This window comes from Aromatoleum bremense, assembly GCF_017894365.1.
In the GTDB taxonomy this organism is placed as follows: domain Bacteria; phylum Pseudomonadota; class Gammaproteobacteria; order Burkholderiales; family Rhodocyclaceae; genus Aromatoleum; species Aromatoleum bremense.
In genome coordinates this window covers 1,247,966-1,265,143 of sequence record NZ_CP059467.1, presented here as the reverse complement: position 1 = coordinate 1,265,143, position 17,178 = coordinate 1,247,966, and the positions used below count along the sequence as shown (strand labels likewise).

At 67.3% G+C, this 17,178-nt stretch carries 15 protein-coding genes; 8 read left to right on the top strand and 7 right to left on the bottom strand.

The window, feature by feature from the left end:
• Positions 1-112: 112 nt before the first annotated feature.
• The 5 genes from pbN1_RS06025 to pbN1_RS06005 form a co-directional block, all read right to left on the bottom strand.
• A complete protein-coding gene (locus tag pbN1_RS06025) occupies positions 113-1,312 on the bottom strand; it encodes an ABC transporter permease (RefSeq protein WP_169203767.1) in 1,200 nt (399 codons plus the stop codon).
• Positions 1,309-2,517 (bottom strand): ABC transporter permease, encoded by a 1,209-nt coding sequence (locus pbN1_RS06020; protein WP_169119066.1) that lies wholly within the window; start codon positions 2,515-2,517, stop codon positions 1,309-1,311. The genes pbN1_RS06025 and pbN1_RS06020 overlap by 4 nt, the downstream gene beginning before the upstream one ends.
• Positions 2,518-3,216: an ABC transporter ATP-binding protein gene (locus pbN1_RS06015; RefSeq protein WP_169203766.1), complete on the bottom strand. Its 699-nt coding sequence runs from the start codon at positions 3,214-3,216 to the stop codon at positions 2,518-2,520.
• Positions 3,217-3,223: 7 nt separating this feature from the next.
• Entirely contained in the window at positions 3,224-4,396 is a 1,173-nt protein-coding gene (locus pbN1_RS06010; RefSeq protein WP_169203765.1) for an efflux RND transporter periplasmic adaptor subunit, read from the bottom strand.
• Positions 4,397-4,518: 122 nt separating this feature from the next.
• Positions 4,519-6,252, bottom strand: coding sequence for a glutamine--tRNA ligase/YqeY domain fusion protein (locus tag pbN1_RS06005; RefSeq protein WP_169203764.1), 1,734 nt, complete (start codon positions 6,250-6,252; stop codon positions 4,519-4,521).
• A 237-nt stretch (positions 6,253-6,489) separates the two neighbouring features.
• Between pbN1_RS06005 and crcB the strand changes: the two genes are divergently transcribed.
• A complete protein-coding gene (crcB, locus tag pbN1_RS06000; RefSeq protein ID WP_211161518.1) occupies positions 6,490-6,885 on the top strand; it encodes a fluoride efflux transporter CrcB in 396 nt (131 codons plus the stop codon).
• Between the two features lie 12 nt (positions 6,886-6,897).
• Here the strand turns inward: crcB and pbN1_RS05995 are convergent, their stop codons facing one another.
• Together pbN1_RS05995 and pbN1_RS05990 are read right to left on the bottom strand one after the other, a co-directional pair.
• A complete protein-coding gene (locus pbN1_RS05995; RefSeq protein ID WP_169203763.1) occupies positions 6,898-8,196 on the bottom strand; it encodes a TIGR03862 family flavoprotein in 1,299 nt (432 codons plus the stop codon).
• Positions 8,193-8,693, bottom strand: a complete 501-nt coding sequence (locus pbN1_RS05990; RefSeq protein WP_169203762.1) for a DNA-deoxyinosine glycosylase — start codon at positions 8,691-8,693, stop codon at positions 8,193-8,195. Before pbN1_RS05990 ends, pbN1_RS05995 begins: the two co-directional genes overlap by 4 nt.
• A 225-nt stretch (positions 8,694-8,918) precedes the next feature.
• Between pbN1_RS05990 and pbN1_RS05985 the strand changes: the two genes are divergently transcribed.
• From pbN1_RS05985 to dnaB, 7 genes are all read left to right on the top strand, one after another.
• Positions 8,919-9,518, top strand: a complete 600-nt coding sequence (locus tag pbN1_RS05985) for a Yip1 family protein (RefSeq protein ID WP_169203761.1) — start codon at positions 8,919-8,921, stop codon at positions 9,516-9,518.
• A 249-nt stretch (positions 9,519-9,767) separates the two neighbouring features.
• Positions 9,768-13,844 carry an ATP-dependent RNA helicase HrpA gene (gene hrpA / locus pbN1_RS05980; RefSeq protein WP_169203774.1) on the top strand — a complete coding sequence of 1,359 codons (4,077 nt, stop codon included), beginning with the start codon at positions 9,768-9,770 and terminating at the stop codon, positions 13,842-13,844.
• A 123-nt stretch (positions 13,845-13,967) separates the two neighbouring features.
• Positions 13,968-14,354 (top strand): 30S ribosomal protein S6, encoded by a 387-nt coding sequence (rpsF, locus tag pbN1_RS05975; protein ID WP_011238126.1) that lies wholly within the window; start codon positions 13,968-13,970, stop codon positions 14,352-14,354.
• A gap of 1 nt (position 14,355) precedes the next feature.
• Positions 14,356-14,712 (top strand): primosomal replication protein N, encoded by a 357-nt coding sequence (gene priB, locus pbN1_RS05970; RefSeq protein WP_169203760.1) that lies wholly within the window; start codon positions 14,356-14,358, stop codon positions 14,710-14,712.
• Positions 14,672-14,947 (top strand): 30S ribosomal protein S18, encoded by a 276-nt coding sequence (rpsR, locus tag pbN1_RS05965; RefSeq protein ID WP_053421062.1) that lies wholly within the window; start codon positions 14,672-14,674, stop codon positions 14,945-14,947. Before priB ends, rpsR begins: the two co-directional genes overlap by 41 nt.
• A 15-nt stretch (positions 14,948-14,962) precedes the next feature.
• Positions 14,963-15,415, top strand: a complete 453-nt coding sequence (rplI, locus tag pbN1_RS05960) for a 50S ribosomal protein L9 (RefSeq protein WP_169199725.1) — start codon at positions 14,963-14,965, stop codon at positions 15,413-15,415.
• A gap of 113 nt (positions 15,416-15,528) precedes the next feature.
• Positions 15,529-16,926: a replicative DNA helicase gene (dnaB, locus tag pbN1_RS05955; RefSeq protein WP_210147670.1), complete on the top strand. Its 1,398-nt coding sequence runs from the start codon at positions 15,529-15,531 to the stop codon at positions 16,924-16,926.
• The last annotated feature ends 252 nt before the right edge of the window (positions 16,927-17,178 follow it).

Genomic DNA, 17,178 nt, shown 5'->3' with positions numbered 1-17,178 from the left:
ACTCTAGCCGTCGTGGCAGGCGGTCGCTGCGGCTGATCGCAGACGTTTGATCTGCCGCAATGAAACTGCCGGGGACAAGCGCTTCGCCTGCGCTTCAGCCGTTGCGCTGTTTCTATTCGGCCCGCAGCGCTTCGACCGGATCGAGCCGCGCTGCCTTGCGCGCCGGCAGCACGCCGGCGAGCAGGCCGATGGCGATCGCGAGCACTTCGGCGACGACGACGAAATGCCACGGTGTGCGCACTGGCAGCGCCGGTACGAGCAGCCCGACGAGCTGCGCGAGCCCGGCTCCGGCGAGGAGGCCGAGCGCGCCGCCGATCGCGGCCAGCGCGACCGCTTCGCCGAGGAAGAGGCCGAGTATCGTCGCGCGCCGCGCGCCGAGCGCGACGAGCAGGCCGATCTCGTTCGTGCGCTCGGTGACCGCGATCGTCATGATCGTGACGATGCCGACACCGCCGACGGCGAGCGAGATGCCGCCGAGCGCGCCGACCGCTGCAGTGAGAATGCCGAGGATGTTCGACAGCCGCGCGAGCATGTCTTCCTGCGTCGTCAGCGTTACGTCGTCCTGGCCGTGGCGCGCGGCCAGCAGCGTGCGGATCGCCTCCGCCACGGCCGCAGCCGGCGTCGTCTCCGCGTAGGTGACGTTGATCTCCATCAGCCCTTCGCGGTTGTACAGTGCGAGCGCGCGCGCCGTCGGAATGTAGGCGGTGTCGTCGAGATCGACGCCGAGGAACTGGCCTTTCTCCGCCATGACGCCGATGACGCGGTAGCGCTCGCCGCCGATGCGCAGCCGTTCGCCGAGCGCGTTCGCATTGCCGAACAGCTCGCGCTTGAGCTTCGCGCCGAGCACGACGAAGGCGCGCGCGCCGGTCGGATCGTCCGGCGGCAGGAAGCGGCCGATGCCGACCCGCATCGAGAAGAGCTGGTCCATCTCGGCGCCGACGCCGTAGATGCTGGTGCGCCGCACCCGCCCGGCCGCGGATACCTCCGAGTTGCCGTACACGATCGGCGTCATGCCGGTGACGAGCGGCAGGCGCGCGATCGCGGCGGCGTCGTCGAGCGTGAGCTCGCGCGTCGTGCTCGGCAGCCCGGGCGGGCCACCGCGCGCGCCCTGCCGGCCCGGCGTGACCTGGATGATGTTGGTGCCGAACTGCGTGAATTCCTTGAGCACGAACTGGTGCAGGCCTTCGCCGATCGAGGTCAGCAGGATCACCGCGGCGATGCCGACGCCGATGCCGAGCAGCGTCAGGAAGCTGCGCAGCCGGTGGGCGACGAGCGAGCGCAGCGCGAGCTGGAGGAAGTCGGCGAGGCTCATCGCTTCGCCAGCGCCTGCACCGGGTCGAGGCGCGCGGCGCGGCGCGCCGGCATCACGCCGAACAGGACGCCGGTCACGATTGCCGTGCCGAGCCCGGCATACACGGCCCAGTCCGGCGGCCAGGCCGGCAGCACCGGGAACGCGAGCCGCAGCCCCCACGCGCCGAGGTGCCCGAGCGCGAGGCCGGCGAGCGCACCGGCGAGTGACAGCAGCGCCGCTTCGGCGAGAAAAGCAAGCCGGATATTGCGACCGGTCGCGCCGAGCGCCTTCAGCAGGCCGATCTCCGCGGTGCGCTGCGTGACCGCGACCAGCATCACGTTCATCACGAGGATACCGGCGACCGCCAGGCTGATCGCGGCGATACCGGCGACCGCGAACGTCAGCGCGCCGAGGATGCGGTCGAAGGTGCCGAGCACCGCATCCTGCGTGATCACGGTGATGTCGAGTTCGCCGTCGCGGCGCGTACGCATGATGTCTTCGACCTGACGCTGGGCCGAGGCGAGCGCGTCGCGGCTGCGGGCTTCGACCATCACGCGGAACAGGGTGTTGGTGTTGAACATCGCCTGCGCCGTCGCGACCGGCACGACGACCAGCTCGTCGGTGTTCATGCCCAGCCCTTGGCCGGACTTCTCCAGCACGCCGATGACCCGCAGCCGCCGGTCGCCGACGCGGATCATGCGGCCGACCGCGGGCTCGATGCCGAAGAGCTCGTCGCGCAGCGTCGCGCCGAGCACCGCGACGGACGACGCGCGTTCGAGATCCTCGCGCGGCAGGAAGCGCCCCAGCGCCATGCGGTAGCCGCGGATACCGAGGTAGTCCGCGCTGGTGCCGAGCACGAGCACTTCGCGCAGCCGTCCGCCGTACGCGATTTCGGAATTGCCGAGTGTCAGCGGGGTGATGCGCTGCACGTCGGGCGCGCGCAGCAGCGCCGCCGCGTCGCGCACCGTGAGATCGCGCGGCGTGCTCGTGAACAGGCTGCCGAGGCCGACGCCGCCAGTTTCCGAACGCCCGGGCAACACGATGATGAGGTTGCTGCCGAGCGCGGAAAACTCGTTGACGACGTAACGGCGCGCGCCGTCGCCGAGCGCCGTCAGCACCACGACCGCGGCGACGCCGATCGACATCGCGAGGATCATCAGCGCGGTGCGCAGCGGGTAGCCGGTGGCCGCGCGCGTCGCGAAGCGCAGGGTGTCGGCGGGCGTCATTCAGGCGGGTGAAGCGGCGTCCGCATGCAGGTCAGCGACGAGTGCGCCGTCTTCCATCATCAGCCGGCGCCGCGCCCGCCCACCCATCACCGGGTCGTGCGTGACGACGATCAGCGTCACGCCCGAGGCGTTGAGGTCCTCGAGCAATGCGGTGACGTCCTGGCCGGTCGCGCGGTCGAGGTTGCCGGTCGGCTCGTCGGCGAGGATCATCGCCGGGCGCATGATCGTCGCGCGCGCGATTGCAACGCGCTGACGCTGGCCGCCGGACAGTTCGTCGGGGCGGTGGCCGGCGCGCGTGTCGAGACCGAAGTTCTTCAGCGCCTCGGCGACGCGCGGGCCGCGCTCGGCGGGCGGCACGCCGGCGAGCATCAGCGGCAGCGCGATGTTCTCGGCGGCGGTGAGCCGCGGCACGAGGTGGAAGCTCTGGAACACGAAGCCGATGCGGTTGCGGCGGACTTCGGCCTGCTCGTCGGCGGTGAGCGTCGTCACGTCGCGCCCTTCGAGCCGGTAGGTGCCGGCGTTCGGTCGGTCGAGCAGGCCGAGCAGGTTCAGCAGCGTGGACTTGCCCGAACCCGACGGGCCCATCACGGCGACGTATTCGCCGGCCTCGATCGCGACCGTCACGGCGTGCAGCGCATGGACTTCGCTGTCGCCGAGCTTGAATACGCGTTCGATGCTGGAGAGCTCGATCTGCGCCATGGGCATTTCAGCGCGCCGCGCGTCCGTCGTTTTCCGGCTCGACCCGCGCGCCGGGCTCGATGCCCTCGCGTTCGAGCGAGCTGACGATGCGATCTCCGGCGGCGAGCCCGTCGACCACTTCGGTGTAGTCCCAGTTCGCCACCCCGGGCTTGATCTCGCGCGCTTCGAGCGTGCCGTCCGATTCGCGATAAAGCAGCACCTGATTGCCTTCCTGCAGCGTCGCGGTGGGGATGCGCAGCACGTTCTCGCGCACCTCGAGCACGATCTCGGCATCGGCGCTGTAGCCGACGAGCAGGCCGCGCGCTTCGCCCGACCGGACAAAGTCGAGGTCGACATCCACCGTGCGCGCCTGCTTCTCGACGGCGGTGATGTAGGGCGCGATGCGCTTGACCGTCGCGTCGAACACCTTTCCCGGCAGCGCGTCGAGGGTCACGCGGGCGCGCTGGCCGGGATGGATTTTCGGCGCGTCGATCTCGTCCATTGGCGCCTTGACGTACAGGCAGCTGTCGTCGATGAGGTCGATCGCCGGCGGCGTCGGCACGCCCGGCGGCGACGGGGTCGAATATTCGCCGAGCTCGCCGGTGATCTTCGCGACCGTGCCGGCAAACGGCGCGATCAGCACGGTGCGCTGGCGGTCGGTGGCGGTCGCCTCGATCTGCGCTTCGGCGGTGCGTGTGTCGGCGCGCGCGGTTTCGCAGGCGGCCCGGCGCGCCCGGGCTTCGGTGCGGGCCTGCTCCTCGCGCGACGCCGAAATGAAATTGCGCTGGAAGAGCTCCGTCTGGCGGGCCGCTTCGCGTTCGGCATTGTCGGCTTGCGTGCAGGCTTCCTGCACGCGTTTGCGCGCTGTCTCGAGTTGCGCGCGGTTGACCGCCAGCCGGGCGTCCTGGTCGGCGTTCCACAGCCGCATCAGTACCTGCCCGGCTTCGACCCGGTCGCCTTCCTCGACGCCGAGAAAATCGATGCGCCCGCCGATGATCGTCGACAGCTTGGTGCGCTGGCAGGCCTCGATCTCGCCGGCGCGCGTATTCGACAGCGTCGCCTCGACGACGCCATGCCCGACTTCGACGAGCAGCACCGGGACCGGTTTAGGGCGGGTGAACCACCAGATGGCGGTGGCGACGAGGGCAAGGACGAGGAGGGTGACGACAACCGCGCGGACGCGGCGAAAGAGGGGAGTCATCGGCTTTCAATCGGCATTTTTCGCAGATGATCCGCCGATGCCCGCGGCGGCGCAACCGCGGCGCGGGCTGCGGCGGCCGGACGCCCCGGCGGCCGTGCGGAGCCGCTCCCGGACCAGACCGCTTATCCTTTGGTCTTGCTCCACGAATCCTTCAGCGTCACGGTGCGGTTGAAGACCGGTGCTCCGGCGGTCGAGTCGATGCGGTCGGCGACGAAGTAGCCGTGGCGCTCGAACTGGAAGTGGTCTTCCGGCCGGGCGTTTGCGAGGGCCGGTTCGAGCCGCGCGTGGATCGTCAGCTTCGAGGTGTCGTTGAGGTCGTCGATGTAGCTGCGCTCGAAATCCTCCGGATCGCCCTCGCGCCGGTTGCCGGGGTAGGGATGGGCGAACAGCCGGTCGTAGAGCCGCACTTGGGCTTCGTACGCGTGCGCGACGGACACCCAGTGCAGGTTGCCCTTGACCTTGACGCTGTCGGCGCCCGGCGTGCCGGACTTCGTGTCGGGCAGATACTCGCACAGCACCGCGGTGACGTTGCCGTCGGCATCCTTCTCGCAGCCGGTGCATCTGACGACGTAGCCGTAACGCAGCCGCGCCATGTTGCCGGGGTAGAGGCGGTGGAAGCCCTTGGCCGGGGTTTCCATGAAGTCCTCGCGCTCGATCCACAGCTCGCCCGAGAACGGCATCGGCCGCTTGCCCAGTTCGGGTTTGAGCGGATGGTTCGGCGCCTCGCACTGCTCGCTGTGCCCGGGCGGGTAGTTCGTGATGACGAGCCGCAGCGGGTCGAGCACCGCGACGCGGCGCTCGGCGGCGAGGTTGAGGTCCTCGCGCATGCATTCCTCGAGCACGCTGAGGTCGATCCACGTATCCGACTTCGTCACGCCGATGCGCTCGGCGAAGAGACGGAAGCCCGCCGCCGTGAAGCCGCGGCGGCGCGCGCCGACGAGCGTCGGCAGGCGCGGGTCGTCCCAGCCGTCGACATGGTGTTCATCGACGAGCTGGATCAGCTTGCGCTTCGAGAGCACGACGTAGGTCAGGTTCAGCCGCGCGAATTCGATCTGCTGCGGCAGCGGCCGCGGGAAGAAGCCGCCGGTCGCGAGCGCGTCGAGCAGCCAGTCGTAGAACGGGCGCTGGTCCTCGAACTCGAGCGTGCACAGCGAATGCGTGATGCCTTCGATCGCGTCCTCGATCGGATGCGCGAAGGTGTACATCGGGTAGATGCACCAGGCGTCGCCGGTGCGGTGGTGAGTCGCGCGGCGAATGCGGTAGATCGCCGGGTCGCGCAGATTCAGGTTCGGCGAGGCCATGTTGACCTTCGCGCGCAGGATGTGCTGCCCGTCGGCGAACTCGCCGGCGCGCATGCGGCGGAAGAGGTCGAGGTTCTCCTCGACGCTGCGGCTGCGGTACGGACTCTCGCGCCCGGCTTCGGTCAGCGTACCGCGATACGCGCGCATCTCCTCGGCCGACAGCGATTCGACGTAGGCGTGGCCGGAAGTGATCAGGTATTCGGCGCACGCATACATGCGATCGAAATAGTCCGAGGCGAAATACAGGTGTTCGCCCCAGTCGAAGCCGAGCCAATGCACCGCCTCGATGATCGAATCGACGTATTCCTGCTCTTCCTTTTCGGGATTGGTGTCATCGAAGCGCAGATGGCAGGCGCCGCCGTAGCTCTGCGCGAGGCCGAAGTTCAGGCAGATCGACTTGGCGTGGCCGTAGTGCAGATAGCCGTTCGGTTCGGGCGGAAAGCGCGTCTCGACGCGGCCGCCCCATTTTCCGCCCCGGTTGTCCTCGTCGATGAGGTTGCGGATGAAGTTGCTCGCAGGCGCTGCGGTGGTGCCGGATTTCGGAGTGTCGGACACGGGATGAAGTCTCGAAGAATGGGTGCAATGCCCGGAAGCCGGCGATTCTACCGCCGCACCCGGTTGAAATCGAATTGCCGCGGCGGATGGCAGAGCGTTGCGCCGCTCGCGTCCGGTAGAATGCCGGCGCTCATGCACGCACAGGAATGTCATGGCTGGTAAGCCGATCGACCCGATTCCGATTTTCCGGACGTACATCCCGACGGGCGAAGAGGCCATGTGGGGCGGGTGCGGGCGATGACGTCGCCGGTGACGGTGTCGGCGTTCGCCGCGGTCGGTGCCGGCGCGGCGGTTGGCGCCTGGCTGCGCTGGGGGCTCGGATTGCTGCTGAATCCGATGTTCCTGACCATCCCGTTCGGCACGCTCGCGGCGAACCTGCTCGGCGGCTTGCTGATGGGCGGCACGCTGGCGTGGATCCACGCGGTGCCCGAGATGCCGCCGGCGCTCAGGCTGCTGCTGACGACCGGCTTCCTTGGCGGGCTGACGACTTTTTCGACGTTCTCCGCCGAAGGCCTGCATCTGATGCAGCGCGGCGAATGGGGCTGGCTCGCGCTGCACACGCTTGTCCATGTCGCAGGGTCGCTGCTGATGGCGTGGGTCGGCTACACCGCGTTCAACGTTTGGCGCGGCTGAACGCGGAACACCCTACTTTCGCGTCGCGCTCGCCAGCCACGCGCTTGCGCCCAGGCCTGCGGCGCGACCCGTCGCAAAGCAGCCGGTCAGCAGGTAGCCGCCGGTCGGCGCCTCCCAGTCGAGCATCTCGCCGCAGCAGAAGACCCCCGGGAGCTGGCGGATCATCAGGCCTTCGTCGAGTTCCTCGAACACCACGCCGCCCGCGGTGCTGATCGCTTCGTCGAGCGGGCGAGGAGCCACCAGCCTGAGCGGCAGCGCATGGATCGCGGCGGCAAGCCGGGCGGGCGATGCGAACGCATCCGGAGCCACGCACTCGCGCAGCAGCCCGGCCTTGACGCCGGTAATCCCCGCCTTGCTCTGCAGGTGGCTCGACATCGAACGCGCGCCGCGCGGTCGCGACAGCTCTTCGGTGAGACGTTCGAGCGTGCGGCCGGGCGCGAGATCGATCGACAGTTCGACGATGCCGGTCGCCGCGAGCGTGTCGCGCAGCGGCGCCGACAGCGCGTAGATCAGGCTGCCTTCGAGGCCGGTCGCCGACACCATGCATTCGCCGGCACGGTGGTGCGTCTCGCCCTGCGAGTCGGTGAAGCTCAGCGCGACGGATTTCAGCGGCTGGCCGGCGAAACGAGCGCGGAAATGCTCGCTCCAGCCCGTGCCGGCCGCGCCGCGACGGGAATCTTGCGCGGCGACGTCGAAGCCACAGTTCGTGGCTTTCAGCGTGGCGACCGTGACGTTGCGCCCGCCCAGCCACGGCACCCAGGCGCCGTCCGAGCCGAGTCTCGCCCAGCTCGCGCCGCCGAGCGCGAGCACGACCGCGTCGGCGTCGACGAGGCGCTCGCCGGCGGGGGTCGCGAAGCGCAGTCCGTGCGTCGGCAGGGCGTCGCCTGACTGCCAGCCCATCCAGCGGTGGCGCACGTGAAATCGCACCCCCGCCCCGCGCAGCCGGTGCAGCCACGCGCGCAGCAGCGGCGCAGCTTTCATTTCGACTGGAAACACGCGCCCGGAACTGCCGACGAAAGTCTCGATGCCCAGCCCGTGTGCCCAATCGCGCAGCGCGGCCGCGCCGAACGTCGCGAGCAGCCGCTCGAATTCGGGCCTCCGTTCGCGGTAACGCGAGGCAAAGGCGTCGGGCGCTTCCGAATGGGTCAGATTCAGACCGCCGATGCCGGCGAGGAGAAACTTGCGCCCGAGCGAAGGCATTGCATCGAAGACGTCGATGGCATGACCCTGCAACGAAAGCATTTCGGCGGCCATCAATCCTGCCGGCCCGCCGCCGATGACGGCGACCCTGCGTTCCCCGCCGCCGCTCATCGGGCGATCTCCCGCCACGCCGCGAGCTTCGCCGCATATGGGATCGAGGCATTCGCCGGGCTCGTCGACGGCAGCCGCCGAACATCGAATTCGAAGCGCGCTCCGAGCCCCGGCAGGACATGGCGGCGGAAGCATTGTTCTGCCGTCATGCCGTTGCAGAACACCCGATCGATCGACGAGTGCGTGGCGAAGAAGGTCGCGAAATCATTCACCTCGATCGAGTCGTTCTCGATGTTCGAATCGAGGCTGCCGTGCCGGCGGCACGCGCCGAGCACGTCCCACAGCGCGTAGCCCGCGTCGGCCAGGCGCTGCGTGCGCTCCGCATAAGGCAGCGCCGGATCGATGCCGAGCACTTCGTCGAGGATCGGCCAGAAGAGATTGCGGCGGTGCGCGTAATACTCGAGCGCCGCCAGCGAGGCGGCGCCCGGCATGCTGCCGAGGATCAGGGTGTGGGCGCCGGGAGCGGCGACCGGCGGAAAGCCTTCGAGTCGGGACATGGGGGAGCGGGGGAAGTCGGCCGGGCGGCACGCGAGGACAGCGCGCAAGCGACGCAAGGTACCGAGCGATTCCGTTGTCGGCAAGTCCCGTGGCAACAGTCCCGCGGCGGCAGGCGTAGGCAGGTCCGGATTTTCGCGGTTGTCTACAATGAAAACAAGGCGGGACTTTTCGCAGCCCCGGACGGTCGAACTGCAGTCTCGTCACGCGAACCGAGGAGGTCGACGATGAACACGCACAATCTTCCGAAAATGTTCTATTCGTACCGGGAGGGCTGGCAGTACCTGATCGAGATCCACCCCAGCGTGAGGAAGCTTTTCACGACGTTCGTTATACCGATGTCGCTGGTCCCCCCGGTAATGCTGCTGTATGCGTTGCTGGTCATGCCGGGAGGCGTGTTTCCGGAGCTGGTGCCGGCGATCACGGTTGGCGAAGCGCTCGCCGCGGCCGTTGCGTTCTTTCTCGCCGAGCTGGCGATGGTCGCGCTGATGGCGTCGATCATCCAGCAGATGGGGGACGTTGTCGATGCGACGCCGACCTACCAGAACGCGTTTCTGCTCGCGGCCGTCGCGCCGACGCCGCTGTGGATTTCGGCGCTCGCGCTATTCGTCCCGATCACGTGGTTCAACGCACTCGTCGTCGCGGTCGCGTGGGTTGCCTCGGCGGCGCTGATCTACCACGGCGTCTATCCACTGTTCAGGCTTGAGGACAAGAGCAAGGCCCGGGTCATGGGCACTTTCGTGCTGATGGCCGGCATCATCGCGTGGATGGCATTGCTGGTCGTCCTGGCGCTCGCGATGAGCATGATCATCGGCCTGCGCGGCTGATCCCGCCGCCGACGGCGCGGGGCGGCAGGTCCCGCCCCTCGTTCCAGGCGGCACCCCACGCCATGCGGCGGCCCCGCCGCGTTCTGGCATAATCCCGCCTCGCCACCGGAAAGGCCGTCCTCGCCGGCTCGTCCGGAACGATTTCCCTCTTCCGGCGTCGGACGCGCTTATTGTCCGGCAACCCCGATATTGAAAACCATAGACACGCTTTCCGCCCACGCCGGCGAACGGCAATCCTTCGCCGACTGCCTGAGCGCCGATCGCCCGCGACTGCAGCGCCTCGCCCGCGACCTCGGACGAGCACAGGGCGCCCGGCGGGAGCGCGCGCAGGCTGATCTCGAGGCGTTGCTGACGCGCTCGCGCGCAGCCCTCGCCGAACGAAAGTCGGCGCTGCCGCGCCCCGACTTCCCGCCGGAGCTGCCGGTCACGCAGAAGCGCGCCGAGATCGCCGCCGCCATCGCTGCGCATCAGGTCGTCATCGTCAGTGGCGAAACCGGTTCGGGCAAGACAACACAGCTGCCGAAGATCTGCCTCGCGCTCGGCCGCGGCGCCGCGGGGCTCATCGGTCACACCCAGCCACGCCGCCTTGCCGCGCGCGCGACCGCGACGCGCATCGCGCAGGAGCTGAAATCCGAGCTCGGCCAGGCGGTCGGCTACAAGATCCGTTTCACCGACCGCATCGGCGCGGCGACTCACATCAAGCTGATGACCGACGGCATCCTGCTCGCCGAGACTCAGGGCGACCCGCTGCTCGCCGCGTACGACACGCTGATCATCGACGAGGCGCACGAACGCAGCCTCAACATCGACTTTCTGCTCGGCTACCTGAAGACGCTGCTGCCGCGCCGTCCCGACCTGAAAGTGATCGTTACGTCGGCGACACTCGACGCGGACCGCTTTGCGCGCCATTTCGGCACGCCCGAAAAGCCGGCGCCGGTGATCGAGGTTTCGGGGCGGCTGTATCCGATCGAGATGCGCTACCGGCCGGTCGAGAACGACGACGAGCCCGCGACGGACCCGCGCCGTGAGGCTGCGCGCCGCGATAAGGGACAGGGGCGGGATCTCTTCGACGCGATCGTCGACGCCGTCGACGAGGCGCATCGCAGCGGGCCGGGCGACGTGCTGGTGTTCCTGCCCGGGGAGCGCGAAATCCGCGAGGCTGCCGAGGCGCTGCGCAAGGCGCACCACGCCGGCAGTACCGAGGTTCTGCCGCTCTTCGCGCGACAGTCGGCGCAGGAGCAGTCGCGCGTGTTCGCGCCGGGGCGCGGGCGGCGCGTCGTGCTCGCGACGAACGTCGCCGAGACGTCGCTGACGGTGCCGGGCATCCGCTACGTCGTCGATACCGGCCTCGCGCGCGTCAAGCGCTACTCGCATCGCAACAAGGTCGAGCAGTTGCAGATCGAGAAAATCGCGCAGTCGGCCGCGAAGCAGCGCGCCGGGCGCTGTGGCCGGGTCATGGACGGGATCTGCTTCCGGCTGTACGACGAGGCGGATTTCGAGAAACGCCCGGCGCACACCGACCCGGAGATCCTGCGCTCGTCGCTCGCCGGCGTGATCCTGCGCATGAAGTCGCTGCACCTGGGCGAAGTCGAGGATTTCCCCTTCCTCGATGCGCCGCTGTCGCGCATGATCGCCGACGGCTACCAGCTGCTGGTCGAACTCGGCGCCCTGAACGAGCCATCCCGCGACGGCGAAGTCCGCGAGCTCACGCCGATTGGCCGCGAACTCGCGAAGCTGCCGCTCGACCCGAAGATCGGTCGCATGATCCTTGCCGCACGCGACCGCGGCTGCATCAAAGAAGTGCTCGTGATCGCCGCCGCGCTGTCGGTGCAGGATCCGCGCGAGCGCTCGCCCGAGAGCCCCGGCGCCGCCGACCAGGCGCACGCGAAATTTCGCGGCGGCGAGCAGGACCAGCGCTCGGAATTCCTGTGGTACTGGAACCTGTGGAAAGCCTGGGACGAAGTGCTGCGGCACGAGTCCGGAGCCAAGCAGAAAGCGTGGGCGAAGCGCCATCACCTGTCCTACATGCGGCTGCGCGAATGGCGCGACGTGCATAGCCAGCTGCTGACGCTGTGCGCCGAGCATGGCTGGAAGGAAAACCAGCAACCGGCGCAGTACGAACCGCTCCACACGGCGCTGCTGACCGGCCTGCTCGGTCACGTCGGTAGCAAGATCGAGGACGCGAGCGGCCCGCAGGCGGGCAGCTATCTCGGCGCGCGCGGCATCCGCTTCTGGCCGCATCCCGGGTCGGCGCTGGCAAAGAAGGCCGGCAAGTGGATCGTCTGCGCCGAGCTCGTCGAGACCTCAAGGCTCTTCGGCCGTTGCCTCGCGAGGATCGAGCCGGAATGGCTGGAAGAGGTCGGCGGTCATCTCGTCAAACGTCAGGTCTTCGAGCCGCACTGGTCGAAGGCGTCGGGAGCGGTGCGCGCGTGGGAGCGCGGCACGCTGCACGGGCTCGTGCTCTACCCGCGGCGCGGGGTCGGCTACCGCGACACCGATCCGGCGCTGTGCCGCGAACTCTTCATCCGTGAAGGTCTCGTGCAGGGCGAAATCGCCGAGGGGCCGGCGCGCGGCATGGCCTTCCTGCAACACAACCGGCGGCTCGTCGCCGAGATCGAACGGCTCGAACACAAGTCGCGGCGGCCGGACGTGCTCGTCGATGAGGAGCTGATCTTTGCTTTCTACGACGCGAAGCTCCCGCCCGACGTCGTGGATGTCGCGAGCTTCGAGCGCTGGCGCAAGACGGCCGAGCAGGCCGAGCCGAAGCTGCTGCACCTGACGCGCGACCAGCTGATGCGCCACGAGGCCGAAGGCATCACGACCGACCGCTTCCCGTCGAGCTTCGACGTGCTCGGCCAGAAGCTGAAACTGACGTACCTTCACCAGCCCGGTGAGCCCGACGACGGCGTCACGCTCACCGTGCCGCTGGCGATGCTGAACCAGGTGCCGGCGAATCGCTGCGAGTGGCTCGTGCCCGGCCTGCTCGGGGAAAAGGCCGCCGCGCTGCTGCGCACCGTGCCGCAGAGGCATCGCCACCGGCTGCAGCCGATCGCCGACAGCGCCGCAGCTTTCGTCGAACAGTTCGAGGCGGGCGAGTTCAATGGCGACGAAGCGCTGCTGCGCGCGCTGCAACGCTTCGTCGAGGAGCGCGTGTCGCTGAAGCTGCCGATGGAGTCCTTCCGCCCGGAAAACCTCAATCCGCATTTCTTCATGAACTTCCGCGTCGTCGACGAGCATGGCCGCGTGCTCGGCCAGTCGCGCAACCTCGCGGAATTGCGCACGAGGCTGCGCGACCAGGTCGCCGAGCGCTTCCGCGCGGCGCGCATCGCGTTGCCGGAACACGAAGCGGCGAAGCAGTCCAACGCTTTGCCTCGCGGAGCAACGCCTCCCGCGAGCCGCGTCGCACGCGCAAAAACCGGCGCCGCCATGGGGGGCGCGGAGCGCCAGCCGCCCTCATCTCCCGCATCCCCAGCTCTGGGAGGCTTCACGGCATGGACTTTCGGCCCGCTGCCCGAGCTGCTTGAAGTAAAGGTCGCCGGGCATGACGTCATCGGCTACCCGGCGCTGCATGATGACGGCGACAGCGTTTCGCTGCGCCCCTACGATACGCCCGAGGAAGCGGCGAAAGTCCATCGCAAGGGGCTCGCGCGGCTCTTCACGCTCGTGCTGAAGGATCAGGTCAGGGCGATCGAGAAGCTGCCGGGCCTGCGTGACCTGGCGCTCGCGTTCATCCCGTTCGGCACCGAGGCCGAACTCAAGGCGCAACTCGTCGCCGCAACTCTCGCGCGCACTTGCCTGCTCGATCCGCTGCCACCCGACGCCGCAAGCTTCGAGCGGCGCTGCGCGGAGGCCAAGCCGCGCGTCACGCTCGTCGCGCAGGAATTCACGCGCCTCGCCGCGGCGTTGATCGCCGAGCACGCGGCGCTGCAGAAACGGCTGACCGGGCTGCGCGCGTTTCCCGAGGTCGCCGCCGATATCCAGTCGCAAGTGCGCGAACTGCTGCCGAAGAACTTTCTGCTCGCGTTCCCGTGGGAGCGCCTGGCGGAATTTTCCCGCTACCTGAAAGCGGCCGGCGTGCGACTCGACAAGCTGCGCAACAATCCGGTGCGCGACGCCCAACTCGCCGCCGACTGGCGCTCGCTCGCGCAGCCGTTCGAGCGCGAGCTGCTCGCGAAACGCAAGGCGGGCGTCACCGATCCGGCGCTCGAGGAATTCCGCTGGCTGCTCGAAGAGTTGCGCGTCGGGCTGTTCGCTCAGGAACTGAAGACGCCGATGCCGATGTCGGTCAAGCGGCTGCAGAAGATCTGGGATGCGCGACCGCGTTGACAGCAGCGTGAGGTCGGATCGTGCCTTTTGATTCCCTGCGCCTTTCCTGCTATCCTGCTGGGCTTTCCCTTGCTCCACCGGTCCGCATGCCGGGGAGCTGACATCAACCCGCAAGGAGTCTGCATGCGACATTATGAAGTTGTATTCATCGTTCACCCGGACCAGTCGGAACAGGTCCCGGCGATGATCGAGCGTTACAAGGCGATCGTCACCGCGCGCAATGGCCAGATCCATCGCCTTGAAGACTGGGGGCGCCGCCAGATGGCCTACCCGATCCAGAAGGTGCACAAGGCCCACTACGTGCTCATGAACATCGAGTGCGACGGCGAAGCCCTCGGCGAACTCGAGCATGCGTTCAAGTTCAACGACGCCGTGCTGCGCCACTTGGTCGTCAAGACGAAGGCCGCCGTGACCACTCCGTCGCCGATGATGAAGGAAGAGAAGTCGCGTTCGCTGACCGCCGCACCGGCCACCGACGAAGCGAAGCCGGCCGAGGCCGAATCCGCCTGAGGTGGCTGAGCCCGGGGCGAACGAACTGCGCCTCGATGCACGGATAGCCGAGATGCTGCCGTTGCGTCGAACCCCGGCAGGAGTGCCGATCGCCGCTTGCGGCCTCGCGCACGAATCGAAACAGGACGAGGGTGGCATCGCCCGCGACGTTTCGGTGGAACTGCAGGCGGTCGCGGTCGGCGAGTTGGCCAGCGTGCTGGCAGGCGCCTCTCCCGGCATGAGGATACGGGCCACCGGCTTTCTCGCAGCGAAGAGTCTTCGCAGTCGGGTACCGGTGCTGCACCTGAGCAAGATCGAATTTCTGGAAGGAAATGAAAATGGCTTTCAAGCCCAAGTCGAAGTTCAAGAAAAAGGATGATCGCGGCAACCGCGGTCTGTTCAAGCGTCGCAAGTTCTGCCGCTTCACCGCGGAGAAGATCGAGGAAGTCGACTACAAGGATGTCGATATCCTGAAGGACTTCGTCACCGAAAACAGCAAGATCATGCCAGCCCGCATCACCGGCACGAAGGCCGGCTACCAGCGTCAGCTGTCGACCGCGATCAAGCGCGCACGCTTCCTCGCGCTGCTGCCCTACACCGATCTGCACAAGTAAGAGGAGAGATCGGACATGCAAATCATTCTGCTCGAAAAAGTGGCTAACCTCGGCGTGCTCGGCGACGTCGTCAAGGTCAAGGACGGCTACGCGCGCAACTACCTGATCCCGCAAGGCAAGGCCAAGCGCGCGACGCAATCCAATATGGCCCAGTTCGAGGCGCTGCGCGCCGAACTCGAACGCGCTCACGCCGAGAAGCTGGCCGAAGCCCAGGCGATCGCCACCAAGCTCGAAGGCCTGATGGTGCAGATCACCCGCAAGGCCGGCATGGACGGACGCTTGTTCGGTTCGGTCAGCAACATCGACATCGTCGATGCGCTTGAAACGCAGGGCTTCAAGATCGAGCGCAGCGCCGTGCGCATGCCGGAAGGTCCGATCAAGCAGGTCGGCGATTCCCAGATCGATGTCGCGCTGCACTCGGATATCGTTGTGCCGATCACCGTTTCGGTGCTGGGCGAACAGCAGTAAGCTGCGGCAGGAAGTCTGATCCTGAAGGGGCTGCTTCGGCAGCCCCTTTGCTTTTCAGCGTCGTCCCCGCTTCGCTAGAATTTCTCCCTTTTTCGCAAGGACCGGTGCCCCCGATGGCCACTTCAAAGCGACGCTTTTCCGATAGTCCGAGCGACCCGCAGATTTCCGCAATCAAGCTCCCGCCGCATTCGCTCGAGGCCGAACAGTCGCTGATCGGCGGAATTCTGCTCGATAACGCCGCCTGGGAGCGAATCGCGGATCTCGTCAATGAGGTGGATTTCTACCGGGACGACCATCGCCGCATCTACCGTCACATCTCCCGATTGATCGACCTGGGGAAACCCGCGGACGTCGTGACGGTCTTCGAGTCGCTCGAAAAGAACGGCGAAGCCGAGCAGGCGGGCGGGCTCGCATACCTCGCGGAAATCGCGAACAACACCCCGTCTGCGGCAAACATCCGTCGCTACGCGGAAATCGTCCGCGAGCGCGCGATCCTGCGCAAGATGGTCGCCGTTGGCGATGAGATTGCCGCCAGCGCGTTGAGCGCCTCCGGCAAGGATGCGAAGACACTGCTCGACGAGGCCGAAGCCAAGGTCTTCGAGATCGCCGAGGCCGGCGCACGCCACGCGAGCGGCTTCGTGTCGATCCAGCCGATCCTGAAGCAGGTCGTTGACCGCGTCCAGGAGCTGTACGACCGTGACAACCCGCTCGAGGTGACCGGGGTGCCTACCGGCCTCATCGACCTCGACGAGAAGACTTCCGGCCTGCAGCCGTCCGACATGATCATCGTCGCGGGCCGACCCGCGATGGGCAAGACAACTTTCGCGCTGAACGTCGCCGAGCATGTCGCCGTCGACTGTCGTCTGCCTGTCGCGATTTTTTCGATGGAAATGCCGGGCACGCAGCTCGCGACACGTTTCATCTCATCAGTGGGGCGAATCGACCAGCAGAAAATCCGTACCGGCCGTCTCGGCGACGAGGATTGGCAGCGACTCACGGCGGCGATGGGCAAGCTCTACGACGCGCCGCTGTTCATCGATGAGACGCCGGGCCTCAACCCGATCGATCTTCGCGCTCGCGCGCGCCGCTTGTCGCGCCAGTGCGGCAAGCTCGGCCTGATCGTCATCGACTACATCCAGCTGATGACCGGCACGAAGGACACCGACAATCGCGCCTCCGAACTCTCCGAAATCTCGCGTTCGATCAAGTCGCTCGCGAAGGAACTGCACGTACCGATCATCGCGCTGTCGCAGCTCAATCGCAGCCTGGAGCAGCGCCCGAACAAGCGCCCGGTGATGTCCGATCTGCGTGAATCCGGCGCTATCGAGCAAGATGCCGACATCATCATGTTCATCTACCGCGACGAGGTCTACAATCCGGATTCCCCGGACAAGGGTTCGGCCGAGCTGATCATCGGCAAGCATCGTAACGGGCCGACCGGAACGGTACGCATGACTTTCATCGGCGAATGCACACGGTTCGAGAACTACGCTGGCGGATCATCGTATTGAGTCGCAGGGTGCAGGGTGCATTTTGCGCGATGCGTGAGAAGGTGCTTGACAGGCCAAGTGTAATGTCTATAATTTGCCCCTCTTCGCGGCACCGGGGGTTTTGGCAGTGCGGTGCGGTGCGAGGTGGCGGTAGAGGGAGTCTCCCCGGTTGGCAGGAAAGGGATCGGAGGGGGTTGACAGCGGCAGCAAAGTTGGTCAGAATCTCTTTCTCGCTGCATCGCAGCGGTTCTTTAAAAAGTTGAACAACCGATA

What these genes read in the sequence shown, in the direction of transcription:
- pbN1_RS05990 (WP_169203762.1), bottom strand. Translation starts at nt 8,693, where the DNA reads ATGTCCCGACTCGAAGGCTTTCCGCCGGTCGCCGCTCCCGGCGCCCAC.
- pbN1_RS05985 (WP_169203761.1), top strand. Translation starts at nt 8,919, where the DNA reads ATGAACACGCACAATCTTCCGAAAATGTTCTATTCGTACCGGGAGGGC.
- pbN1_RS05995 (WP_169203763.1), bottom strand. Translation starts at nt 8,196, where the DNA reads ATGAGCGGCGGCGGGGAACGCAGGGTCGCCGTCATCGGCGGCGGGCCG.
- pbN1_RS06015 (WP_169203766.1), bottom strand. Translation starts at nt 3,216, where the DNA reads ATGGCGCAGATCGAGCTCTCCAGCATCGAACGCGTATTCAAGCTCGGC.
- dnaB (WP_210147670.1), top strand. Translation starts at nt 15,529, where the DNA reads ATGGCCACTTCAAAGCGACGCTTTTCCGATAGTCCGAGCGACCCGCAG.
- crcB (WP_211161518.1), top strand. Translation starts at nt 6,490, where the DNA reads ATGACGTCGCCGGTGACGGTGTCGGCGTTCGCCGCGGTCGGTGCCGGC.
- rplI (WP_169199725.1), top strand. Translation starts at nt 14,963, where the DNA reads ATGCAAATCATTCTGCTCGAAAAAGTGGCTAACCTCGGCGTGCTCGGC.
- pbN1_RS06025 (WP_169203767.1), bottom strand. Translation starts at nt 1,312, where the DNA reads ATGAGCCTCGCCGACTTCCTCCAGCTCGCGCTGCGCTCGCTCGTCGCC.
- rpsF (WP_011238126.1), top strand. Translation starts at nt 13,968, where the DNA reads ATGCGACATTATGAAGTTGTATTCATCGTTCACCCGGACCAGTCGGAA.
- pbN1_RS06010 (WP_169203765.1), bottom strand. Translation starts at nt 4,396, where the DNA reads ATGACTCCCCTCTTTCGCCGCGTCCGCGCGGTTGTCGTCACCCTCCTC.
- rpsR (WP_053421062.1), top strand. Translation starts at nt 14,672, where the DNA reads ATGGCTTTCAAGCCCAAGTCGAAGTTCAAGAAAAAGGATGATCGCGGC.
- pbN1_RS06020 (WP_169119066.1), bottom strand. Translation starts at nt 2,517, where the DNA reads ATGACGCCCGCCGACACCCTGCGCTTCGCGACGCGCGCGGCCACCGGC.